This is a genomic window from Pseudomonas sp. OTU5201 (assembly GCF_038440135.1).
GTDB lineage: Bacteria > Pseudomonadota > Gammaproteobacteria > Pseudomonadales > Pseudomonadaceae > Metapseudomonas > Metapseudomonas resinovorans.
Window position 1 is genome coordinate 79,151 of sequence record NZ_JASATC010000019.1, and the last position, 18,948, is coordinate 98,098.

Below are 18,948 nucleotides of genomic sequence, written 5' to 3' on the forward strand. Positions count from 1 at the left end.
AGAGGGCCGGGGTGAGGGTTGTCCGACCCGGCTTGGACTTTGACCACTCCCACCAACCCTCATCCGACCCTTCGGGCCACCTTCTCCCAGGGGGAGAAGGGATATGAACCTCTCCGCCCCCTTCATCCATCGCCCGGTCGCCACCATGTTGCTGAGCCTGGCGATCCTGCTGCTGGGCAGCGTCAGTTTCGGCCTGCTGCCGGTGTCGCCGTTGCCGCAGATGGATTTTCCGGTGATCACCGTGCAGGCCAGCCTGCCCGGCGCCAGCCCGGAAATCATGGCGTCCAGCGTCACCACGCCGCTGGAGCGTTCGCTGGGCACCATCGCCGGCATCAACCAGATGACCAGCCGCACCAGCCAGGGCTCGACGCGGATCATCGTGCAGTTCGAGCTGGACCGGGACATCAACGGCGCCGCCCGTGATGTGCAGGCGGCCATCAACGCCTCACGCAACCTGCTGCCCAGCGGCATGCGCAGCATGCCCACCTACAAGAAGGTCAACCCCTCCCAGGCGCCGATCATGGTGCTGTCGCTGACCTCCGACGTGCTGGAGAAAGGTCAGCTCTACGACATGGCCTCCACCATCCTGGCCCAGAGCCTGTCCCAGGTTAAGGGTGTGGGCGAGGTGCAGATCGGCGGCAGCTCCCTGCCGGCCGTGCGGGTGGAACTGGAGCCGCAGCTGCTGACCCAGTACGGCATCGCCCTGGACGATGTGCGCAGCACCATCGCCGCCGCCAACCAGCGTCGTCCCAAGGGCGCGGTGGAAGACGCCGGCCGCCACTGGCAGGTGGGCGCCAACGATCAGTTGGAGAAAGCCGCCGACTACGCGCCGCTCATCCTCCGCTACCAGGATGGCGCCGCCCTGCGCCTGGGCGACGTGGCCACGGTCCGCGATGCGGTGGAAGACCGCTACAACAGTGGCTTCTTCAATGACGACTCGGCTGTGCTGCTGGTCATCAACCGCCAGGCCGGCGCCAACATCATCGAGACCATCGAAAGCATCAAGCAGCAGTTGCCGGCGCTACAGGCGGTGCTGCCGGCCAGCGTCAAGCTGGACCTGGCCATGGACCGTTCGCCGGTAATTCGCGCCACCCTGCACGAAGCCGAGCGCACCCTGCTGATCGCCGTGGCCCTGGTGATCCTCGTCGTCTACCTGTTCCTGGGTAACCTGCGCGCCTCGCTGATTCCGGCACTGGCGGTGCCGGTCTCGCTGGTGGGTACCTTCGCGGTGATGTACCTGATGGGCTTTTCGCTCAACGTACTATCGCTGATGGCGCTGATCCTCGCCGCCGGGCTGGTGGTGGACGACGCCATCGTGGTGCTGGAAAACATCTCGCGGCACATCAACAACGGCATGGCCCCCTTCAAGGCGGCGCTGCAGGGTACCCGTGAAGTGGGCTTCACCCTGCTGTCGATGAACCTCTCGCTGGTGGCGGTGTTCGTCTCCATTCTCTTCATGGGCGGGATCATCGACCGGTTGTTCCGCGAGTTCTCGCTGACCCTGGCAGTAGCCATCCTGGTTTCGCTGCTGGTGTCCTTGACCCTGACACCGATGCTCTGCGCGCGCTGGCTGAAACCCCACGTGCCGGACCAGGACAGCCGTCTGCAACGCTGGAGCGAGGCGTTGCATACGCGCATGGTCGACGCCTACGACCGCACCCTGGGCATTGCCCTGCGTCACCCGCGCCTGACCCTGGTCAGTCTGCTGCTGACCATCGGCTGCAACATCGCCCTCTATGTGCTCGTGCCCAAGACCTTCCTGCCGCAGCAGGACACCGGCCAACTGATTGGCTTCATCCGTGGCGACGACGGCCTGTCCTTCACCGTGATGCAGCCGAAGATGGAAATCTTCCGTCGCGCCGTGCTGGAAGACCCGGCCGTGGAGAGTGTGGCCGGCTTCATCGGCGGCAGTGGCGGCATCAACAACGCCTTCATGATCGTGCGCCTAAGGCCCATTGCCGAACGCAAGGTGTCGGCGCAGCAAGTCATCGAACGCCTGCGCGCCAACCTGCCCAAGGTGCCCGGCGGTCGGCTGATGTTGATGGCCGACCAGGACCTGCAATTCGGTGGCGGCCGCGAGCAGCGCAGTTCGCAGTACGAGTACGTGTTACAGAGTGGTGAACTGTCCGACCTGCGCACCTGGGGGCCGAAGGTCACTGCTGCACTCAAGGCGTTGCCGGAACTCACGGCCATCGACGCCAACGAAGGGGAGGGTGCCCAGCAGGTGACCCTGCAAGTGGACCGCGACACCGCCAAGCGTCTTGGCATCGACATGGCCATGGTCAGCTCGGCGCTGAACAACGCCTACAGCCAGCGGCAGATCTCCACCATCTACGACAGCCTCAACCAGTACCAGGTGGTGATGGAGGTCAACCCGAAGTACGCCCAGGACCCGGAAACCCTCAAGCAGGTCCAACTGATCACCGCCGACGGCCAGCGCGTTCCGCTGTCCAGCTTCGCCCGCTACGAGCGCAGCCTGGAAGAAGACCGCGTCAACCACGAGGGCCAGTTCGCCTCGGAGAGCATTGCCTTCGACCTGGCGCCTGGCGTCGCCCTCGACCAGGCCACGGTCGCCATCGAGAAGGCCGTGGCCGCCATCGGCTTGCCCAGTTCGGTGATCGCGCGCATGGGCGGCAGCGCCGACGCCTTCCAGACCACCCAGCAGAACCAGCCGTGGATGATCCTCGCCGCCCTGGTGCTGGTGTACCTGGTGCTGGGCATCCTCTACGAAAGCTACATCCACCCGCTGACCATTCTCTCCACGCTGCCGTCGGCCGGCGTCGGCGCGCTGCTGACGATCCTGCTCACGGGCGGGGAGTTCAGCCTGATCTCGCTGCTCGGTCTGTTCCTGCTGATAGGCGTGGTGAAGAAGAACGCCATCATGATGATCGACCTCGCCCTGCAGCTCGAACGCCAGGAGGGCATGTCCCCGGACGAATCCATCCGCCAGGCCTGCCTGCTGCGCCTGCGGCCGATCCTGATGACCACCATCGCTGCCATCCTCGGCGCCGTCCCGCTGCTGATCGGCGGCACCGAGGGCGCGGAGATGCGCCAGCCGCTGGGCGTGACCATCATCGGCGGCCTGGTGTTGAGCCAGTTGCTGACCCTCTATACGACCCCCGTGGTCTACCTCTACCTCGACCGTCTGCGCCATCGCTTCAACCGCTGGCGTGGCGTGCGCACTGACGCCGCTCTGGAAACACCCCTATGAACACCGCCGCCACTTCCCTGAAACCCCTGCGTCGTGCCCTGGCCCTGGCCCTTGCCGGCCTGCTGCTCGGCGGTTGCGCCATCGGCCCGGACTACAAGCGTCCCGAGCAGAGCGTGCCCGTGCAGTTCAAGCATGCCGAGGGCTGGTCCCTGGCCACCCCGGCTGACCTGGAGCACCGTGGCCGCTGGTGGGAGTTGTACGGCGATGCCACCCTCAACGACCTGCAGCAGCGCCTGGAAACCTCCAACCAGACCCTGGCCCAGTCCGTCGCCCAGTACCGCCAGGCGCAGGCGTTGGCCCGTGGTGCCCGTGCGTCCTTCTTCCCGTCGGTCACCGGCAATGCTGGCAAGACCCGCTCGGGCCAGGGTGGCGGCGACAGCACGGTGCGCCTGTCCGACGGCTCCACGGTCACCAGTTCCGGTGGAGGTGGCGTTTCCAAGAGCTATGACGCCAGCCTTGGCGTGAACTGGGAGATCGACCTCTGGGGCAAGCTGCGCCGCCAACTGGAGTCCGACACTGCGAGCATGCAGGCCAGCGCCGCCGACCTGGCCGCCGCACGCCTCAGCCTGCAATCGGAGCTGGCGCAGAACTACCTGCAACTGCGTGTGCTGGACGCCCAGAAACGCCTGCTGGATGCCACCGTCGCCGGCTACCAGCGTGCCCTGACCCTGACCCAGAACCAGTACAAGGCCGGCATCGTCACCCGCGCCGATGTAGCCCAAGCCACCACCCAACTGAAGAGCACCCAGGCTCAGGCCATTGACCTCAAATACCAGCGCGCGCAACTGGAAAACGCCATCGCCGTGCTGGTGGGGCTACCGCCCGCCGAGTTCAGCCTGGCCGAGGTGGACAGCGTGCCGGCGCTGCCGACCGTGCCGACCCTGTTGCCCTCGCAGTTGCTGGAACGCCGCCCGGACGTGGCCTCGGCCGAGCGTAACGTGATGTCCGCGAACGCTCAGATCGGCGTGGCCAAGTCGGCCTACTTCCCCAGCCTCAGCCTGAGCGCCGCCGGTGGCTATCGCAGCGGAAGCCTGCAGGACTGGATCACCACGCCGAACCGCTTCTGGTCCATCGGCCCCGAGTTCGCCATGACCCTGTTCGACGGCGGCCTGATCCGCTCCCAGGTGGCCCAGGCCGAAGCCAGCTACGACCAGACCGTGGCCGTCTATCGGCAGACCGTGCTCGACAGCTTCCGCGAAGCCGAGGACTACATGGTCCAGCTCGACGTGCTGGAAGAGGAGAGTGGGGTGCAGCAGGAAGCCCTCGACGCCGCCCGCGAAGCCCTGCGCCTGATCACCAACCAGTACAAGGCCGGCACCGTGGACTACAACAGCGTCGTCACCAGCCAGGCCACCGCGCTGAGCAACGAACGCACCGTGCTGACCCTGATGGGCACCCGCCTGACCACCAGCGTCCAGCTCATCGCCGCCCTGGGTGGCGGCTGGGAGCAGGGGCAGCTGGAGCAGGTGGACTCGGACTCCGAAGCGACGCCCTGACCACTACAACCTTCGTACCTCGCTGATAGCCGGTTCCGCAGGCGGCTCCAACTCCAGCTATACCACTGGAAAGGCCCTGCACGCGGCACCAGCCACGGCCTCGAGAGCCTGGCGAGGAGAACTACATGCCTCAACCTGCCAGAACCGCCATTGTCACAGGGGCTTCTCGGGGCATCGGTGCCGCCATAGCGCGGCGCCTTGCCGCCGAAGGCATCCAGGTAGTGGTCAATTACGCCTCGCGGCCGGAAGCTGCGGAGCAAGTGGTGCAAGACATCAGGCTGGCCGGTGGCCAGGCCTATCCGATACTGGCCGACATCAGCGACCCGGTGGCGGTGGCGGTGCTCTTCGACCAGACGGAGATGGAATTCGGCGGGATCGACATCCTGATCAACAATGCCGGTGTCATCCAGCCGGGGCTGGTATCCCTGGCCGATACCGACATGGCGCTCTACGACCGTCTGTTCGCCATCAATACCCGCGGCACGTTCAACACCCTCAAGCTGGCGGCGACGCGCCTGAACAGTGGTGGGCGAATCGTCAACCTGTCCAGCAGCGTAGTGAGCCTGAGCCTGCCGGGCTACGCCATCTACGCTGCTTCAAAGGCCGCGGTGGAAACCATGAGCACGATCTTCGCCCGTGAGCTGCGCGGACGAAATATTTCGGTCAACTGCGTGGCACCGGGGCCGACGGCGACCAACCTGTTCCTTGACGGCAAACCCCCGGAATTGGTGGAGCGCCTGACCAAGCAGGCCCCGTTGGAGCGCCTTGGCAACCCAGAGGACATCGCCAACCTGGTGGCTTTCCTGGTCGGACCGGAAGGCGCCTGGGTCAATGGCCAGACGCTCAGGGTCAATGGCGGCATCGTGTGATCGGATGGAGGTTGAGATGAAGGGTTACCAGCTCACGCTCTACACCCAGCAGAACCGTCGTCACCAAGGCAAGATGCTGGCCGACTGGGTCGTTGGCCTGGCCATGGACATGGGCCTTCGCGGTGCCACCCTGGTCTCCGGTATCGAAGGGTTTGGCCATACCAGACACCTCCATTCCCAGCACTTCTTCGAGATGGCCGACCAGCCGATGCTGATCGTCATGGCACTCAGCGATGCCGAATGCGACGCCTTGCTGCAGCGGTTGGAGGAGGAGGGCGTGACGCTGTTCTACGTCAAGGTGCCGGCCGAGTTCGGCCTGCTGGGCGCGCCGGTGGATGCCTGAGCCCGGGCTCTGCGACAATCGCCGCTTTCTTCTCCTGCAAGGCCGCCCGATGAAGCCCGAAGACCTGTTGCTCCTGGTCACCCGCGAAATGCCCTATGGCAAGTACAAGGGCCGCCTGATCGCCGATCTGCCCGGGCACTATCTCAACTGGTTCGCCCGCGAGGGCTTCCCCAAGGGTGAGATCGGGCGGCTGCTGATGCTGATGCAGGAGATCGACCACAACGGCTTGAAGCCGTTGCTGGAGCCGCTGCGCAAGAAACAACAGCGCTTCTGAATCCGTGTAGGGGCGAATTCATTGGCCAAGGGTGGCGCAGCCGCCCCAGCGATGTCGAAGGGCAGGCCTTCGGCCTGCTTGGCGAATGAATTGGCTATGTCTGCCTTTAGTGTTGATGGTCCTGGAATCCCTTGTAGGCGCTAGCTTGCTAGCGAATGCGGACATTTTCGCCAGCAAGCTGGCTCCTACCCGCACCCACGCTCACCGGTTGTCATCTAGCAACAGCTAAATGAATTCGCCCCTGCGGTTGAATCGTCCCCCACAGGGTTCGCGATCCCTGCGAAATCCCACGATTCCCGTCCGATAACCGCCCACCCCCGCCACGCCCCATCCCCGCACCAACCGCTCTACCTTGCCTCTCGCCCGGCATTGTTCTCGATTCGCAAACACTCAAATCGCCGAAACCGGAATTGTTGGGGGAGGAGGGCGCTTGTAGCTTGCGACCCAACCGGACAGCCAGGCCCGCACTGCCAGCGGGGGTGTGTCCGCATCAGGCTGACTAATAACAACAAGGTAGCTGCCATGATCCCTCGCAAGCATCTTTCCGCGTCCACCCTGTTCGCCCCGGTCCTGGCGGCCGCAGCGCTGTTCCCCGTTCACATCCAGGCCGCCGAGCCGGGTCCGTCCGGTTCGCTGTTCCGCAGCGCCTTCGGTGATGGCCTGGAAAAGGACCATGGCATCAAGGTCCATGGCTGGGCCCAGGCCGGCTGGATCTACAACGACAACGGCAGCGACGACGTGAGCAAACAGGCCTTCTTCAACAACGATGAAGGCTTCAACCTCAACCAGTTCGCCCTGGCCATCGAGAAAACCCCCAAGGGCAATGTGGTCGGTCGTGTCGGCCCGTTCCCTGGCCCGATGCCGCAGGAAGCCGACTGGGGCTTCAACGTCACCGCGCTGTACGGCAAGGATGCGCGCTTCTTCAAGACCTACGGCTTCGACGAGGACTTCGGCGTCAACCGCGACGCGGACGCCAACGACGAGAACTTCAACATTGCCCAGGCCTACCTGGACTTCTATTTCCCGGTGCTCGGCGGCTCCAACCTGATGCTCGGGGTCTTCCACACGCCGCTGGAAAACGAGATCGGCTTCGCTCTGCCGAGCCCCGCACCCACCGACTTTTACAGCCACACGTACTCCTTCATGCACGGCCCGGCCAAGCACACCGGCGCGCTCTATTCCTTCAAGCTGCCGCAGGAGGACGGCGGCAGCATGCTCGGCTTCGAGCTGGGCGTGGTGCAGGGCTGGAACAACATGCAGGACCCCAACGGCGACCCGGATGTCATCGCCAACCTGCGATGGCGCTCGGCGGACTTCCGCACCTGGGTCGACTGGGAAAACATCTACGGCAACGGCGCTGGCGACAGCTTCGCCGACTGCGCCTGCGGCTCGCCGATTCCCGCTGGCACGGATGACCAGGACCTGACCCGCTACGCCTCCTACCTGACGGTTTCCCATGTGCTGGACGAGCGCAACCGGGTTGCCGTCGAGTTCAACTACGGCCAGCAGGAAGACGCGGCGTTCGCCGGCTTCGCCAACAAGGGCAACGCCCATTGGTACGGCACCGACGTCAACTGGTACCACCGCCTGGGCGACAACCTGATGTGGAACAGCCGCGCCGAGTGGTTCTACACCGACGCGCCGGTGCATGTGGTGATGGCCAACATCGACCCGCAAACCGGCATCCCCGATCCGAGCTGGGGCAGTTTCTACGGCTTCACCACCAACCTGGCCTGGACGCCGGTGCCCAACGTCCGCCTGCGCCCCGAGCTGCGCTACGACATTCACAGTGGCAATGGTCGCGATGCCTTTGGCGGCGGCCGCGAAGACAGCCAACTGATCGGCTCCTTCGACGTCACTGTCTTCTTCTGATCCGGCGCCAACCTACTGCCATCCCGGCCGGGCCCCTTTGCGCTCCCGCGCCGGGCCTCATCTTCCTGTCGAGGTATCTGCCATGGATAACAACAAGAAACTCCTCGGTGCCGGGCTGTCCCGGCGTGATTTCCTGCGGGCCAGCGGCGTCGTGGCTGGCGGCTCGCTGCTCGCAGGCTTTTCTTCCGGCCCCTTGTTCGCGGCCGAGAAGGTCATACGTATCGGCTATGTCAGCCCCCAGACCGGGCCGCTGGCGCCTTTCGCCGCAGCGGATGCCTACATCATCGAAAGCCTCGCTTCGGTGCTGAAAAACAGCATCACCGTGGGCGGCCAGCGCTGCCGTCTGGAGGTGATCGTCAAAGACAGCCAGTCCAACCCCAACCGCGCCGCCGAAGTGGCCAACGAACTGATCCTGTCCGACGGCGTCGACCTGATGCTGGTGTCGTCCACGCCCGAGACCACCAACCCGGTGTCGGATCAGTGCGAGATCAACGAGATCCCCTGCATCTCGACCGTCGCGCCCTGGCAGCCCTGGTTCTTCACCCGTGGCGGCAAGCCGGACGAAGGCTTTGAGTGGACCTACCACTTCTTCTGGGGCCTGGAAGACGTGATCGCCACCTACACCGCCATGTGGGGCGGCATGGGCAGCAACAAGGTGATCGGCGGGCTTTTCCCCAACGACGGCGACGGCAATGCCTGGGGCGACAGCAAACTGGGCTTCCCGCCGGTGCTCTCGCAGAAGGGTTTCCAGCTGGTGGACCCGGGCCGCTTCCAGAGCCTGACCGACGACTTCTCCGCGCAGATTTCCGCGTTCAAGAAGGCCGAGGCGGAGATCGTCACAGGCGTGGTCATCCCGCCGGACCTCACCACTTTCTGGACCCAGGCGCGGCAGCAGGGCTTCCAGCCCAAGGCCATGTCGGTGGGCAAGGCGCTGCTGTTCCCCTCGGCGGTGGAAACCCTGGGCAAGGCTGGGCACAACCTCTCCACGGAGATCTGGTGGAGCCCGAGCCACCCGTTCAGTTCATCCCTCAACGGACTGACCGCCGGGCAACTGGCCGAGCGCTACACCCAGGCCACCGGCAAACAGTGGACCCAGCCACTGGGCTTCGTGCATGCGCTGTTCGAGCTGGCGGTGGACATCCTCCAGCGCACCGAGGAAGTGGGCAATCCCGAGGCTACTCGCGATGCACTGCGCAAGACCGAGCTGAACACCGTGGTCGGTCCGGTGAGCTGGAAGAACGGGCCGGTGAAGAACGTCGCCAAGACCCCGCTGGTATCCGGCCAGTGGCGCCTGGGCGGGCCCTTCACCTACGACCTGGTGATCACCAGCAACCAGACCGCGCCGCAGATTCCCCTGGGCGGTGAGATGCAGGCGATCACGTACTGATTTCGGTGCAGTTCTCCCCCAGCCCTCTCCCCGAGGGGAGAGGGGGCGGTTAGTAGCCCGGATGAAATCCGGGAAGTCCGGCCAGCATGGCCGCAAACAGGTATCACGACATGCAACAACTCCTCGTACTGGAGCAGGTGCACAAGAGCTACGGCTCCGTGAAGGTGACCGACGACTTCAGCCTGGCTCTGGCGCCGGGTGAGGCGCTGGGCATCATCGGGCCCAACGGCGCTGGCAAGAGCACGCTGTTCAACCTGATCGCCGGGGGCGTGGCGCCTGACAGCGGGCGCATCCACTTCCAGGGTGATGACGTCACCCGCGAGCCGGTGTTCAAGCGCTGCCAGCGCGGCATCGGCCGCTCCCACCAGATCCCGCATCCCTTCGTGAAGATGACGGTGTTCGAGAACCTGCTGGTGGGTGCCACCTTCGGCGCCGGCCAGACGGAGAAGGACAGCTACGCCTGGTGCGCGCACATTCTCGAACTCACCGGCCTGATGAAGAAGGCCAACGCCCTGGCCGGGTCCCTGACCCTTCTGGAACGCAAGCGCCTGGAAATGGCCCGCGCCCTGGCCACTCGTCCGCAACTGCTGCTGCTCGACGAGATCGCCGGCGGCCTCACCGAACCGGAGTGCCTGGAACTGGTTGGCACCATCCAGGGCATCCACCGTTCCGGCACCGCCATCATCTGGATCGAGCACATCGTCCACGCGCTGCTGGCCGTGGTCGGTCGTCTGGCGGTGATCAACTTCGGCCGCAAGCTGGACGAAGGCGAGCCCGCGGCGGTGATGGCCAACCCCAAGGTGCAGGAAATCTACATGGGCATCGGGAGCTGAAGTCATGCTGACGATCCGCAAACTGCGCGCCGGCTACGGCGACTTCCAGGCGTTGTTCGGCATCGACCTGGACCTGGCCGAAGGGGAAACCCTGGCCATCATCGGCTCCAATGGTGCCGGCAAATCCACCTTCATGCGTTCGCTCGCCGGGTTGATCCGCAACGACCCCGGTGCCATTCGCTTCAAAGGTGAGTACATCGGCAGCCTGCCGGCCAACCGGGTGCTGGAGCGGGGCATTGCCCTGGTGCCGGAAGGCCGCAAGCTGTTCCCCTCGCTCAGCGTCGAGGAGAACCTGCTGATCGGTGGTTACAGCAAGCGCCAGGGCGCCTGGAACCTGGAGCGGATCTACAGCCTGTTCCCGGTGCTGGCCAACCTGCGCAAACGCCCCGGCACCGCGCTCTCCGGTGGCCAGCAGCAGATGGTCGCCATCGGCCGCGCGCTGATGTCCAGCCCAGGACTGTTGCTTTGCGACGAGATCAGCCTCGGTCTCGCGCCGACCACCATCAAGGACATCTACGCCGCGCTGCCGTCGATCAAGGCCGATGGCACAGCGGTGATCCTGGTGGAGCAGGACATTAACCAGGCCCTCAGCGTCGCCGACCGCTTCTACTGCTTTCAGGAAGGGCGCATCTCCCTTTCCGGCAAGCCGGGTGAGGTGAGCAAGGAACAGATCAAGGCGGCCTATTTCGGCCTGGCGGAGGCACGATGATGGAATGGCTCAATACCCTGGTGCAGGGCGTGCTGCTGGGCGGCCTCTATGCCATGTTCGCGGTCGGCCTGTCGCTGATGTTCGGCATCATGCGCCTGGTCAACATCGCCCATGGCGACTTCATCGTGCTGGCCTCCTACCTGGCACTGGTGGTGGTCGAGGCGCTCGGCCTGTCGCCGCTGGCGAGCCTGGTGCTGGTGGTGCCGGTGATGTTCGTGGTCGGATATGGCCTGCAACGGCAACTGCTCAATCGCACCCTCGGCAACGACATCCTGCCGCCTTTGCTGGTGACCTTCGGGCTGTCGATCATCCTGCAGAACGTGCTGCTGGAATTCTTCAGCGCTGACAGCCAGAAGCTCTCCCAGGGCGATCTGGAAGTGGCCAGCGTGGCCGTGGGCAGCCTCAGCCTTGGCGTGATGCCGCTGATGGTGTTCGGCAGCGCGCTGCTGGTGATCGGCGGTTTGCAGTTGCTGTTCTACAAGACCAGCCTGGGTCGTGCCTTCCGCGCCACCTCGGATGACCAGCACACGGCCCAACTGATGGGCATCGACAATCGCCACATCTTCGGCCTGGCCATGGCGTTGGCGATGGCGGTGGTGTCCATCGCCGGCGTGTTCCTCGCGGTACGCACCAGCTTCGACCCCAGCGTTGGTCCGGCGCGCCTGCTCTACGGCTTCGAGGCGGTGATCATCGGCGGCCTCGGCAGCCTCTGGGGCACCCTGGCCGGCGGCGTGATCCTCGGCGTTGCCCAGGCGGTGGGGGCACGTATCGATCCGGGTTGGCAGATCCTTGCCGGTCACCTGGTGTTCCTGCTGATTCTGGTTTTCCGCCCGCGTGGCCTGTTTCCCCGGAGTGTCGACTGATGAATGCGATGAACAATGCCTACCTCGTCCAACGCGCCACCCGCAGCAGCCAGGTGGGCCTGGCGCTGCTGGGCGTGCTGGTGCTGGTGCTGGCGTCCCTGCCGTTCTGGGCCGACCGGGCGGTGCTGCGGCTGGTGGTGGAGTTCGCCTACTACCTGGCCCTGGCGCAGATGTGGAACCTGCTGGCGGGCTACGCCGGCATGGTTTCGGTGGGCCAGCAGGCCTTCGTCGGCCTGGGCGGCTACCTGCTGTTCGTGCTGGCGTCGCAGCTGGGTGTGCCACCGCTGGCCGCGGTGTTGCTCTCCGGCCTGGTGGTGGCGTTGCTCGCAGTGCCAACGGCGCTGGTGCTGTTCCGCCTGCGCGGTGCCTATTTCGCCATCGGCACCTGGGTGGTGGCCGAGGTGTTTCGGCTCGGCCTGGCCCAGGTGGGCAGCCTGGGCGGAGGCTCCGGGCAGAGCCTGCCGGCTTCCATCGTGCGGCAGATCGGCAACAGCCGTGACAGCCGCGAGATGCTGCTGTACTTCAGTGCCCTGGGCATTGCCGTGGCGGCGGTGCTGGTGGTCTACCTGCTGCTGCGCTCGCGCCAGGGCCTGGCGCTGACAGCCATCCGGGACTCCGAGCCGGCCTCGGGAAGCCTGGGCATCAACGTGTTCCGCACTAAGCTGCTGGTCTACGTGCTGGCTGCCGGCTGCACGGGCGTCGTCGGTGCGCTGATCTTTCTGCAGAAGCTGCGCATCTCGCCGGATGCCGCCTTCAGCGTTCAGGACTGGACGGCGGCGGTGATCTTCATCGTCATCATCGGCGGCATCGGCACCCTGGAAGGGCCGCTGATCGGCACCCTGATCTACTTCGCGCTGCGCAGTTGCTTCGCTGAGTTCGGCGCGCTGTACATGATCATCCTTGGTGGCGTCGCGGTGGTGATGATGCTGAAAGCGCCCCAGGGCGTCTGGGGGCTGGTGAGTGAGCGGCTGGGTTGGCAGCTGTTTCCGATGCAGCGGCGGTTGGCTGGGGGGTGATCGCTCTTGTTGTAGGGGCGAAATCATTCGCCAAGCAGGCCGAAGGTCTGCCCTGAGATTCCATGGGGGCAGCTTCGCTGCCCTTGGCGAATGAATTCGCCCCTACAGTTAAGTCATCGCCAGAACCGGAAACATATATGGACCGCCTGCTCAGCATCGAAGCCTTCGTCCGCGTCGCGGAAACCGGCAACTTCGCCAAGGCCGCCCAGCAACTGGGCGTGACCCGCTCGGTCATCAGCCATCGCATCCAGCAGTTGGAGGAGTACATCAGCGCGCCGCTGTTCCACCGCAGCACCCGCCATGTGCGTTTGTCGGAAGTCGGTGAGACCTACTACAAGGAATGCGCCGACATGGTGGCGACCTTCAACAGCCTCACCGAGCAGATGCGCGACCTGCGTGCCAAACCCACCGGCAAGCTGCGCATCCAGATGCTGCCGGGCTTCGCCATCGGCCACTTCGGCAGCCTGCTGGCGGAATTCACCGAGTTCTACCCGGACATCGGGGTCGACGTGATCGTCAACGACCGGGTGGTGGACCCGATCGAGGAAGGCTTCGACGTGGCCTTCCAGATGTTCCCACCGTTGGCCGAGAGCCTGATCGAACGCAAGCTGTTCTCTGTTCGCCGGCTGTTCTGCGCCTCCCCCGACTACCTGGAGCGCCACGGTGCGCCCACCGTGCCAGCAGACCTCCAGGCACACAAGGTCGCGCTCTATGAGGGCTATCCGTCGCGCAACAAGTGGGTATTCAACGGCGATGAACAAGTGGAACTCAACCTCACCGGCCAGGTGCGCTCCAACTCGGTCCACCTGCTGCGCGACTACGCCGTCACCGGTACCTGCGTGGTGTGCCTGCCCACCCTGGTGGCCAGCGATGACCTGTTGGCCGGGCGGCTGGTGCCAGTGCTCACCGACTATTCGCTGACCGCCTTCAACTTTTCCGCCGTCTACCCGGCCACCCAACGCAGGGCGCTGAAGGTGCGCACCCTGATCGAGTTCCTGGTGGAACGCATCAGCGATGAACCGGCGTGGGACCGGGCACTGTTGGAGCAGGGTTTGATCAAGGCATAAAACCATAGGCATGGCAGGCGCCTGTCCTCGACTCCGGTCAGGCGCGCGCCTCTCGTTCGGTCCCCACGAAGTATTCGCGAGTGCCGAACACCCAATCAAACCAGGGTTTGGTTACGCACCAGTTGGCCTGCGGGTTGGGGCCCATGTGGTGGTCGTAGTGCCAGGGCAGGTGCCGGCGAGCCCAGTCGGGGTTGTCGTGGGCCTTCTTGTGGGTGAAGTAGTAGTTGCCGGCGCAGTACCAGAGCGTCAGGCACAGCCAGGGCGCCCAGAGGATCAGGGGTGCCGCCAGGACGCTGGCAACGATCAACGCCCAGGCTTCCTTACCCTGCGCATGCCAGCCCAGCGGAGGGCGGCGGTAGCAGGGGTCATAGAAGTCGTGCTGGCGGGCATTGCGGTGGTGTTCGTGAAAATGGAAGCTCCAGAAAGTACCGCGCTTGCGGCCCATGCCGTGCAGCACGAAGCGGTGGAACCACCATTCGGTGAAATTGCCGAGCAGCAGGCCTGCGGGGATGCTGATCAGCGCTTCGAGGTACCAGGGCATTTTCTTCTCCTTGTTGTTGTCCCATGGGACCCGGAGCACGACAGCTCTCCGGGCGACGGAACCAAGGTTCGCGCTGGTTAAGGAAGGGAACAGCCTGACTTTCGATTAGTGTCGACGCAGGGCAAGCAGGACCCGCGTCGACACGGTAGCTCCGAACAAATGAGCGCGTCCCGACAGCCACGCTCAGGTGCAGCCTCCTAGGTGGGTGCTGAGCCTGCGAAGCCCAGCATTTCCGGGTGCCGTGGCCAGTGTTGTCGGGCTTCGTCGAACTCGCTCCAACCTACAATTCGTTTACTGCGCAGCCACCTCGGGCAGTACCGGCACGTAGTCCAGCTGCAGGCGCTCACTGCTCCAGGCGCGGATCTGGTTGGTCAGCTCCAGGTCGTTGTTCAGTTTGCGGCCGTAGGAGGGAATGATTTCCTTCAGGCGAGCCTGCCATTCCGGCGTCTGCACCTTGTCCTTGAAGGTCTTCTCCAGCACGGTGAGCATGATCGGCGCGGCTGTGGAGGCACCCGGCGAAGCGCCCAGCAGGGCGGCGATGCTGCCGTCGGCGGAGCTTACGACTTCGGTACCGAACTGCAGGATGCCGCCTTTCTCGGCGTCCTTCTTGATCACCTGCACGCGCTGGCCGGCGGTCAGCAGTTCCCAGTCTTCGTCCTTCGCCTGCGGGAAGTATTCACGCAGCTCGTGCATGCGGTCGGCCTGACTGAGCATCAGCTGGCCCATGAGGTAGGTGCTGAGCGGTAGGTTGTCCAGGCCGGCATTGGTCATCGGACCGATGTTGTCGGTGGTCAGGGCGCTGAACATGTCCAGCAGCGAGCCGTTCTTCAGGAACTTGGTGGAGAAGGTGGCGAAGGGCCCGAACAGCAGCACTTTCTGGCCATCGATCACGCGGGTGTCCAGGTGCGGCACGGACATGGGCGGCGAGCCGACCGAGGCCTTGCCATAGAGCTTGGCCTGGTGCTGGGCGACGACCTCGGGGTTTCGGGTGACCAGGAACTGGCCGCCCACCGGGAAGCCGGCATAGCCTTCGGCTTCCGGGATGCCGGACTTCTGCAGCAGCTTGAGGGCGCCACCGCCGGCGCCGATGAAGACGAATCTGGCCTTGACGCTGGTTTGTGCCTCGTTGTTGCCGAGGTCGGCCACGGTAACGGTCCAGGTGCCGTCATCGTTGCGCTTGATGTCGCGCACTTCGTGCTTGAGGTTCAGCTTGACCTTGTCGCTTTGGGTCAGGGAGCCGATCAGCTGGCGGGTGATCTCGCCGAAGTTCACGTCGGTGCCGATGGCCATGCGGGTGGCGGCGACCTTCTGCTCGGCCGGGCGGCCTTCCATCGCCAGGGGTACCCACTGTTTGATCTGATCGAAGTCCTCGGAGTACTCCATGCCACGGAACAGCGAGCTGTGCTGCAGGGCGGCGTGGCGCTTCTTGAGGAAGGCGATGTTGTCATCACCCCAGACGAAGCTCATGTGCGGCACGCCGTTAATGAAGGACTTCGGGTTGCTCAGCACGTTGCGCTCGACCTGGTAGGCCCAGAACTGTTTGGAAATCTCGAAGGATTCGTTGATCGCCACGGCCTTGCTGATGTCGATGCCGCCGTCTGCGGTTTCCGGCGTGTAGTTCAGCTCGCAGAAGGCGGAGTGGCCGGTGCCCGCGTTGTTCCAGGGGTTGGAGCTTTCCGCCGCGACCTGGTCCAGGCGCTCGTAGATATCGATGGTCCAGCCCGGCTCCAGTTCGTGGAGATAGGTGCCGAGGCTGGCACTCATGATGCCGGCGCCGATCAGCAGCACGTCGACGGACTTCTCCGGCTCGGGTTGCTTGGCACAGCCGAGCACCGTGATGCACAGGAGTCCTAGGAGGAGTTTTTTCATGGGACTGTCCCTTTCTGTTTCTCGAAAGGGGCGGTGCGCAGGCAAGTGTCGTGCCGGAAACGGGGAATAGCCCTGAATCGTTTCACTTGGCGGGATGCAAGGGCCTGGAAGCACGCGAACGTGGCGGGAATCCGCCCTTTACCGATCGGTGAGGGTGCCGAAAGGGCGATTTTCCGCCCTCAGCCCTTCTTATGCAGCCAACTGAGAAAGCCGCCTTTCCTGATTGCCTGGGGTTTCTGCAGCAGCAGGTTGCGACTGGCCTGCTCGCGGAAGGCGCGTAGGCGGGTGAGGGCAGCGCGGATTTCGATGCGTTCCTCCAGGCAGCTACGGATTGCGTCCCGCTCGATGCGGTAGAGCATGCAGGAGGTGAGCGCGGTGAATCGCGCCTGGGACGGTGCATCGTTGGCGATGCCTTCTTCACCGAGGATTTCGCCTGGCCCCATGCGACCGGCCTCGATCATGCCAGCCCCGTCCGGCACCGCCGCCGAGATGACGCCGGTGCCTATCACCAGCAGGCCATCGGAAACCTCGCCGACATCCAGCACCACCTGGCCGGCGGAGAAGGCCAGGGGCGCCATGACCTGGCTGAGTTCGTCCTTCTCCTCGCTGCTCAAGGCGCGGAAAATCTTCACGTCTTCCAGCAGAAGGCGCGGCCGCGACCAGGGCTGGGGCACGCTATCGCTGCTGAAGGTTATGCCGGTGGCTTCGAGATGGCGGTGCGCCAGGTCGTACATCAGGTTACGGACTTCGGTCTTGTTCTCGCCGGTGCGGATGAAGCCGCTGGCTTCGTACTCCACGGACTCCAGGTCCGAGCTCTTGATCGCTACCTTGGGCTTGGGGTTGGTGAGCAGCGCACTGATGCCCTGCACCGTTTTTTCCAGGGCATCCAGCACCCGGCGAGGTCGCACCTGGGTGGGGACCCTGAGGCTTATGGACACGCCCGTCAGCTCATAGGGGCGGCTGAAGTTGTGGACTTTGGTCTTGGCCGCAACCGAGTTCGGAATCACCACCGTGCTGCCCTGGCTGGTGAGCAGGTGGGTGGCGCGCCAGTCGATTTCCACCACTTTGCCTTCGGTACCGTCGATGGAAATCCAGTCATCCAGCTGGTAAGGCTTGGTGGTGTTCAGGACGATGCCGGAGAACACATCGCTCAGGGTGCTCTGCAGGGCCAGGCCGATGACGATGGCCATGACCCCGGAGGTGGCCAGCAGGCCTTTCACCGGCAACTGCATCACATAGGCCGCCGCCGCCACCACCGCCACGAGGAAGATCACCGCGCCCAGCAAGTCCTGCAGCAGGCGCCCGGCATGGCCGATGCGCGGCATCAGCAGGCCCAGCACCACGGTCAGGGTGCGGGCGCCGTACAGCCACCAGACGATTTCCAGGGCAGTGGCCATCAGGTTGAGTGTGGTGTCCGTCCAGGGCGGCGGCTGCAGTGGGTTCAACCCGGCATCGATGATCAGGGCGCTGAACAGCAGGAAGAGCACGGAGCGGCAGAGCACCCGCCAGGTGCGTTGCTCGATGGGAATGATGCGCCAGACCAGCAGGTCGAGCAGCAACAGGGCGACGCCGAAAACCAGCGGGTGGTTCTGAATGAATGCGAGCATGAATTCCCTTCCGCGAGTGAGTGCGCATCACGTTAGCAGAGCTCGCCATCAGGCTGAATTATCCTGTGGGGACGATTGAATTAGCTGTGTCTGCGTTATGCGTTGAAGGTCCTGGAATCCCTTGTAGGAGCTGGCGTGCTAGCGAATGGCGGCGTTTCGCTGGCAAGCCAGCTCCTACAAGGCTCTTGGCCCGATGGTAAATCTCTCGCAACCGCTCACGCAGGCATAGCGAATTCATTCGCGAAAGCAATGTGCCCGTTCAATCCCGCTTCGGAATGCCCAGGCCGCGCACCACTGCCGGTCGCGCGAGGAAGGCATCGAGCACGCGCTTGACGTTGGCAAACCGCTCGAACTGCACCAGTTCGCCTGCCTCGTAGAAGCCGATCAGGTTGCGCACCCAGGGGAAGGTGGCGATATCCGCAATGCTGTACTGACCGCCCATGATCCAGTCCCGGCCTTCGAGGCGCTGGTCGAGCACCGCCAGCAACCGCGCCGACTCTTGCACATAGCGGTCGAGGGGGCGCTTGTCCTCGTAGTCCTTGCCGGCGAACTTGTTGAAGAAACCCACCTGGCCGAACATCGGGCCGATGCCACCCATCTGGAACATCAGCCATTGGATGCATTCATAACGCCCGGCAGCGTCCTCTGGAATCAACTGGCCGGTCTTGTCGGCCAGGTAGATGAGGATGGCGCCAGACTCGAACAGCGGCAGCGGACGGCCATCCGGGCCGTTGGGGTCGATGATGGCGGGAATCTTGTTGTTCGGATTGAGGGAGAGGAACTCCGGCGACATCTGGTCATTGCGCTCGAAACTCACCAGGTGCGGCTCGTAGGGTAGGCCGGTCTCCTCCAGCATGATGGAGACCTTGACGCCATTGGGCGTCGGCAGGGAGTAAAGCTGCAGCCGGTCCGGCTGGGTCGCGGGCCACTTGCGAGCGATGGGGAAAGCCGACAATTCACGCATGGGGACTTCCTGTTCGAGATTTAAGGG

At 64.4% G+C, this 18,948-nt stretch carries 16 protein-coding genes; 12 read left to right on the plus strand and 4 right to left on the minus strand.

Translation table 11 applies throughout. The features are described 5' to 3' along the window. The first annotated feature begins 103 nt into the window (after positions 1–103). From AAHM40_RS13890 to AAHM40_RS13945, 12 genes are all read left to right on the plus strand, one after another. A complete protein-coding gene (locus AAHM40_RS13890; RefSeq protein ID WP_342245170.1) occupies positions 104–3,211 on the plus strand; it encodes a multidrug efflux RND transporter permease subunit in 3,108 nt (1,035 codons plus the stop codon). Beyond that, positions 3,208–4,707: an efflux transporter outer membrane subunit gene (locus AAHM40_RS13895; RefSeq protein WP_342245171.1), complete on the plus strand. Its 1,500-nt coding sequence runs from the start codon at positions 3,208–3,210 to the stop codon at positions 4,705–4,707. Before AAHM40_RS13890 ends, AAHM40_RS13895 begins: the two co-directional genes overlap by 4 nt. A 125-nt stretch (positions 4,708–4,832) precedes the next feature. After that, positions 4,833–5,576, plus strand: coding sequence for an SDR family oxidoreductase (locus AAHM40_RS13900; RefSeq protein WP_280283181.1), 744 nt, complete (start codon positions 4,833–4,835; stop codon positions 5,574–5,576). A gap of 16 nt (positions 5,577–5,592) precedes the next feature. Then, positions 5,593–5,919: a DUF190 domain-containing protein gene (locus tag AAHM40_RS13905; RefSeq protein ID WP_342245172.1), complete on the plus strand. Its 327-nt coding sequence runs from the start codon at positions 5,593–5,595 to the stop codon at positions 5,917–5,919. 49 nt (positions 5,920–5,968) lie between these two features. Next, on the plus strand, positions 5,969–6,193 hold the full coding sequence (locus tag AAHM40_RS13910) for a DUF3820 family protein (protein ID WP_342245173.1): 225 nt from the start codon (positions 5,969–5,971) through the stop codon (positions 6,191–6,193). Positions 6,194–6,715: 522 nt separating this feature from the next. Further along, a complete protein-coding gene (locus AAHM40_RS13915; RefSeq protein WP_342245174.1) occupies positions 6,716–8,065 on the plus strand; it encodes an outer membrane beta-barrel protein in 1,350 nt (449 codons plus the stop codon). 82 nt (positions 8,066–8,147) lie between these two features. Then, entirely contained in the window at positions 8,148–9,452 is a 1,305-nt protein-coding gene (locus AAHM40_RS13920) for an ABC transporter substrate-binding protein (RefSeq protein ID WP_342245175.1), read from the plus strand. A gap of 110 nt (positions 9,453–9,562) precedes the next feature. Further along, positions 9,563–10,285: an ABC transporter ATP-binding protein gene (locus AAHM40_RS13925; RefSeq protein ID WP_342245176.1), complete on the plus strand. Its 723-nt coding sequence runs from the start codon at positions 9,563–9,565 to the stop codon at positions 10,283–10,285. A 4-nt stretch (positions 10,286–10,289) separates the two neighbouring features. Further along, complete coding sequence (locus AAHM40_RS13930) at positions 10,290–10,994, plus strand: ABC transporter ATP-binding protein (protein ID WP_342245177.1); 705 nt, start codon at positions 10,290–10,292, stop codon at positions 10,992–10,994. Further along, entirely contained in the window at positions 10,994–11,857 is an 864-nt protein-coding gene (locus tag AAHM40_RS13935; RefSeq protein ID WP_342245178.1) for a branched-chain amino acid ABC transporter permease, read from the plus strand. The genes AAHM40_RS13930 and AAHM40_RS13935 overlap by 1 nt, the downstream gene beginning before the upstream one ends. Then, positions 11,857–12,873, plus strand: coding sequence for a branched-chain amino acid ABC transporter permease (locus AAHM40_RS13940; protein ID WP_342245179.1), 1,017 nt, complete (start codon positions 11,857–11,859; stop codon positions 12,871–12,873). The genes AAHM40_RS13935 and AAHM40_RS13940 overlap by 1 nt, the downstream gene beginning before the upstream one ends. A 137-nt stretch (positions 12,874–13,010) precedes the next feature. After that, complete coding sequence (locus AAHM40_RS13945) at positions 13,011–13,940, plus strand: LysR family transcriptional regulator (RefSeq protein ID WP_342245180.1); 930 nt, start codon at positions 13,011–13,013, stop codon at positions 13,938–13,940. 37 nt (positions 13,941–13,977) lie between these two features. On the opposite strand, the gene AAHM40_RS13950 is transcribed toward AAHM40_RS13945, so the two are convergent. The 4 genes from AAHM40_RS13950 to AAHM40_RS13965 form a co-directional block, all read right to left on the minus strand. After that, the gene (locus tag AAHM40_RS13950) at positions 13,978–14,481 is read right to left on the minus strand and encodes a sterol desaturase family protein (RefSeq protein ID WP_342245181.1); all 504 of its coding nucleotides are present in this window, start codon (positions 14,479–14,481) and stop codon (positions 13,978–13,980) included. A 291-nt stretch (positions 14,482–14,772) separates the two neighbouring features. Further along, the gene (locus AAHM40_RS13955; RefSeq protein ID WP_342245182.1) at positions 14,773–16,350 is read right to left on the minus strand and encodes a malate:quinone oxidoreductase; all 1,578 of its coding nucleotides are present in this window, start codon (positions 16,348–16,350) and stop codon (positions 14,773–14,775) included. Positions 16,351–16,529: 179 nt separating this feature from the next. Continuing rightward, the gene (locus AAHM40_RS13960) at positions 16,530–17,957 is read right to left on the minus strand and encodes a mechanosensitive ion channel family protein (RefSeq protein WP_342245183.1); all 1,428 of its coding nucleotides are present in this window, start codon (positions 17,955–17,957) and stop codon (positions 16,530–16,532) included. Between the two features lie 259 nt (positions 17,958–18,216). After that, positions 18,217–18,921 carry a glutathione S-transferase N-terminal domain-containing protein gene (locus AAHM40_RS13965; RefSeq protein ID WP_342245184.1) on the minus strand — a complete coding sequence of 235 codons (705 nt, stop codon included), beginning with the start codon at positions 18,919–18,921 and terminating at the stop codon, positions 18,217–18,219. Positions 18,922–18,948 lie beyond the last annotated feature (27 nt).

Coding starts and splice junctions, on each gene's coding strand:
- AAHM40_RS13965 (WP_342245184.1), bottom strand. CDS start 18,921: ATGCGTGAATTGTCGGCTTTCCCCATCGCTCGCAAGTGGCCCGCGACC.
- AAHM40_RS13950 (WP_342245181.1), bottom strand. CDS start 14,481: ATGCCCTGGTACCTCGAAGCGCTGATCAGCATCCCCGCAGGCCTGCTG.
- AAHM40_RS13945 (WP_342245180.1), top strand. CDS start 13,011: ATGGACCGCCTGCTCAGCATCGAAGCCTTCGTCCGCGTCGCGGAAACC.
- AAHM40_RS13890 (WP_342245170.1), top strand. CDS start 104: ATGAACCTCTCCGCCCCCTTCATCCATCGCCCGGTCGCCACCATGTTG.
- AAHM40_RS13935 (WP_342245178.1), top strand. CDS start 10,994: ATGGAATGGCTCAATACCCTGGTGCAGGGCGTGCTGCTGGGCGGCCTC.
- AAHM40_RS13940 (WP_342245179.1), top strand. CDS start 11,857: ATGAATGCGATGAACAATGCCTACCTCGTCCAACGCGCCACCCGCAGC.
- AAHM40_RS13910 (WP_342245173.1), top strand. CDS start 5,969: ATGAAGCCCGAAGACCTGTTGCTCCTGGTCACCCGCGAAATGCCCTAT.
- AAHM40_RS13920 (WP_342245175.1), top strand. CDS start 8,148: ATGGATAACAACAAGAAACTCCTCGGTGCCGGGCTGTCCCGGCGTGAT.
- AAHM40_RS13925 (WP_342245176.1), top strand. CDS start 9,563: ATGCAACAACTCCTCGTACTGGAGCAGGTGCACAAGAGCTACGGCTCC.
- AAHM40_RS13960 (WP_342245183.1), bottom strand. CDS start 17,957: ATGCTCGCATTCATTCAGAACCACCCGCTGGTTTTCGGCGTCGCCCTG.
- AAHM40_RS13895 (WP_342245171.1), top strand. CDS start 3,208: ATGAACACCGCCGCCACTTCCCTGAAACCCCTGCGTCGTGCCCTGGCC.
- AAHM40_RS13930 (WP_342245177.1), top strand. CDS start 10,290: ATGCTGACGATCCGCAAACTGCGCGCCGGCTACGGCGACTTCCAGGCG.
- AAHM40_RS13915 (WP_342245174.1), top strand. CDS start 6,716: ATGATCCCTCGCAAGCATCTTTCCGCGTCCACCCTGTTCGCCCCGGTC.
- AAHM40_RS13955 (WP_342245182.1), bottom strand. CDS start 16,350: ATGAAAAAACTCCTCCTAGGACTCCTGTGCATCACGGTGCTCGGCTGT.
- AAHM40_RS13900 (WP_280283181.1), top strand. CDS start 4,833: ATGCCTCAACCTGCCAGAACCGCCATTGTCACAGGGGCTTCTCGGGGC.
- AAHM40_RS13905 (WP_342245172.1), top strand. CDS start 5,593: ATGAAGGGTTACCAGCTCACGCTCTACACCCAGCAGAACCGTCGTCAC.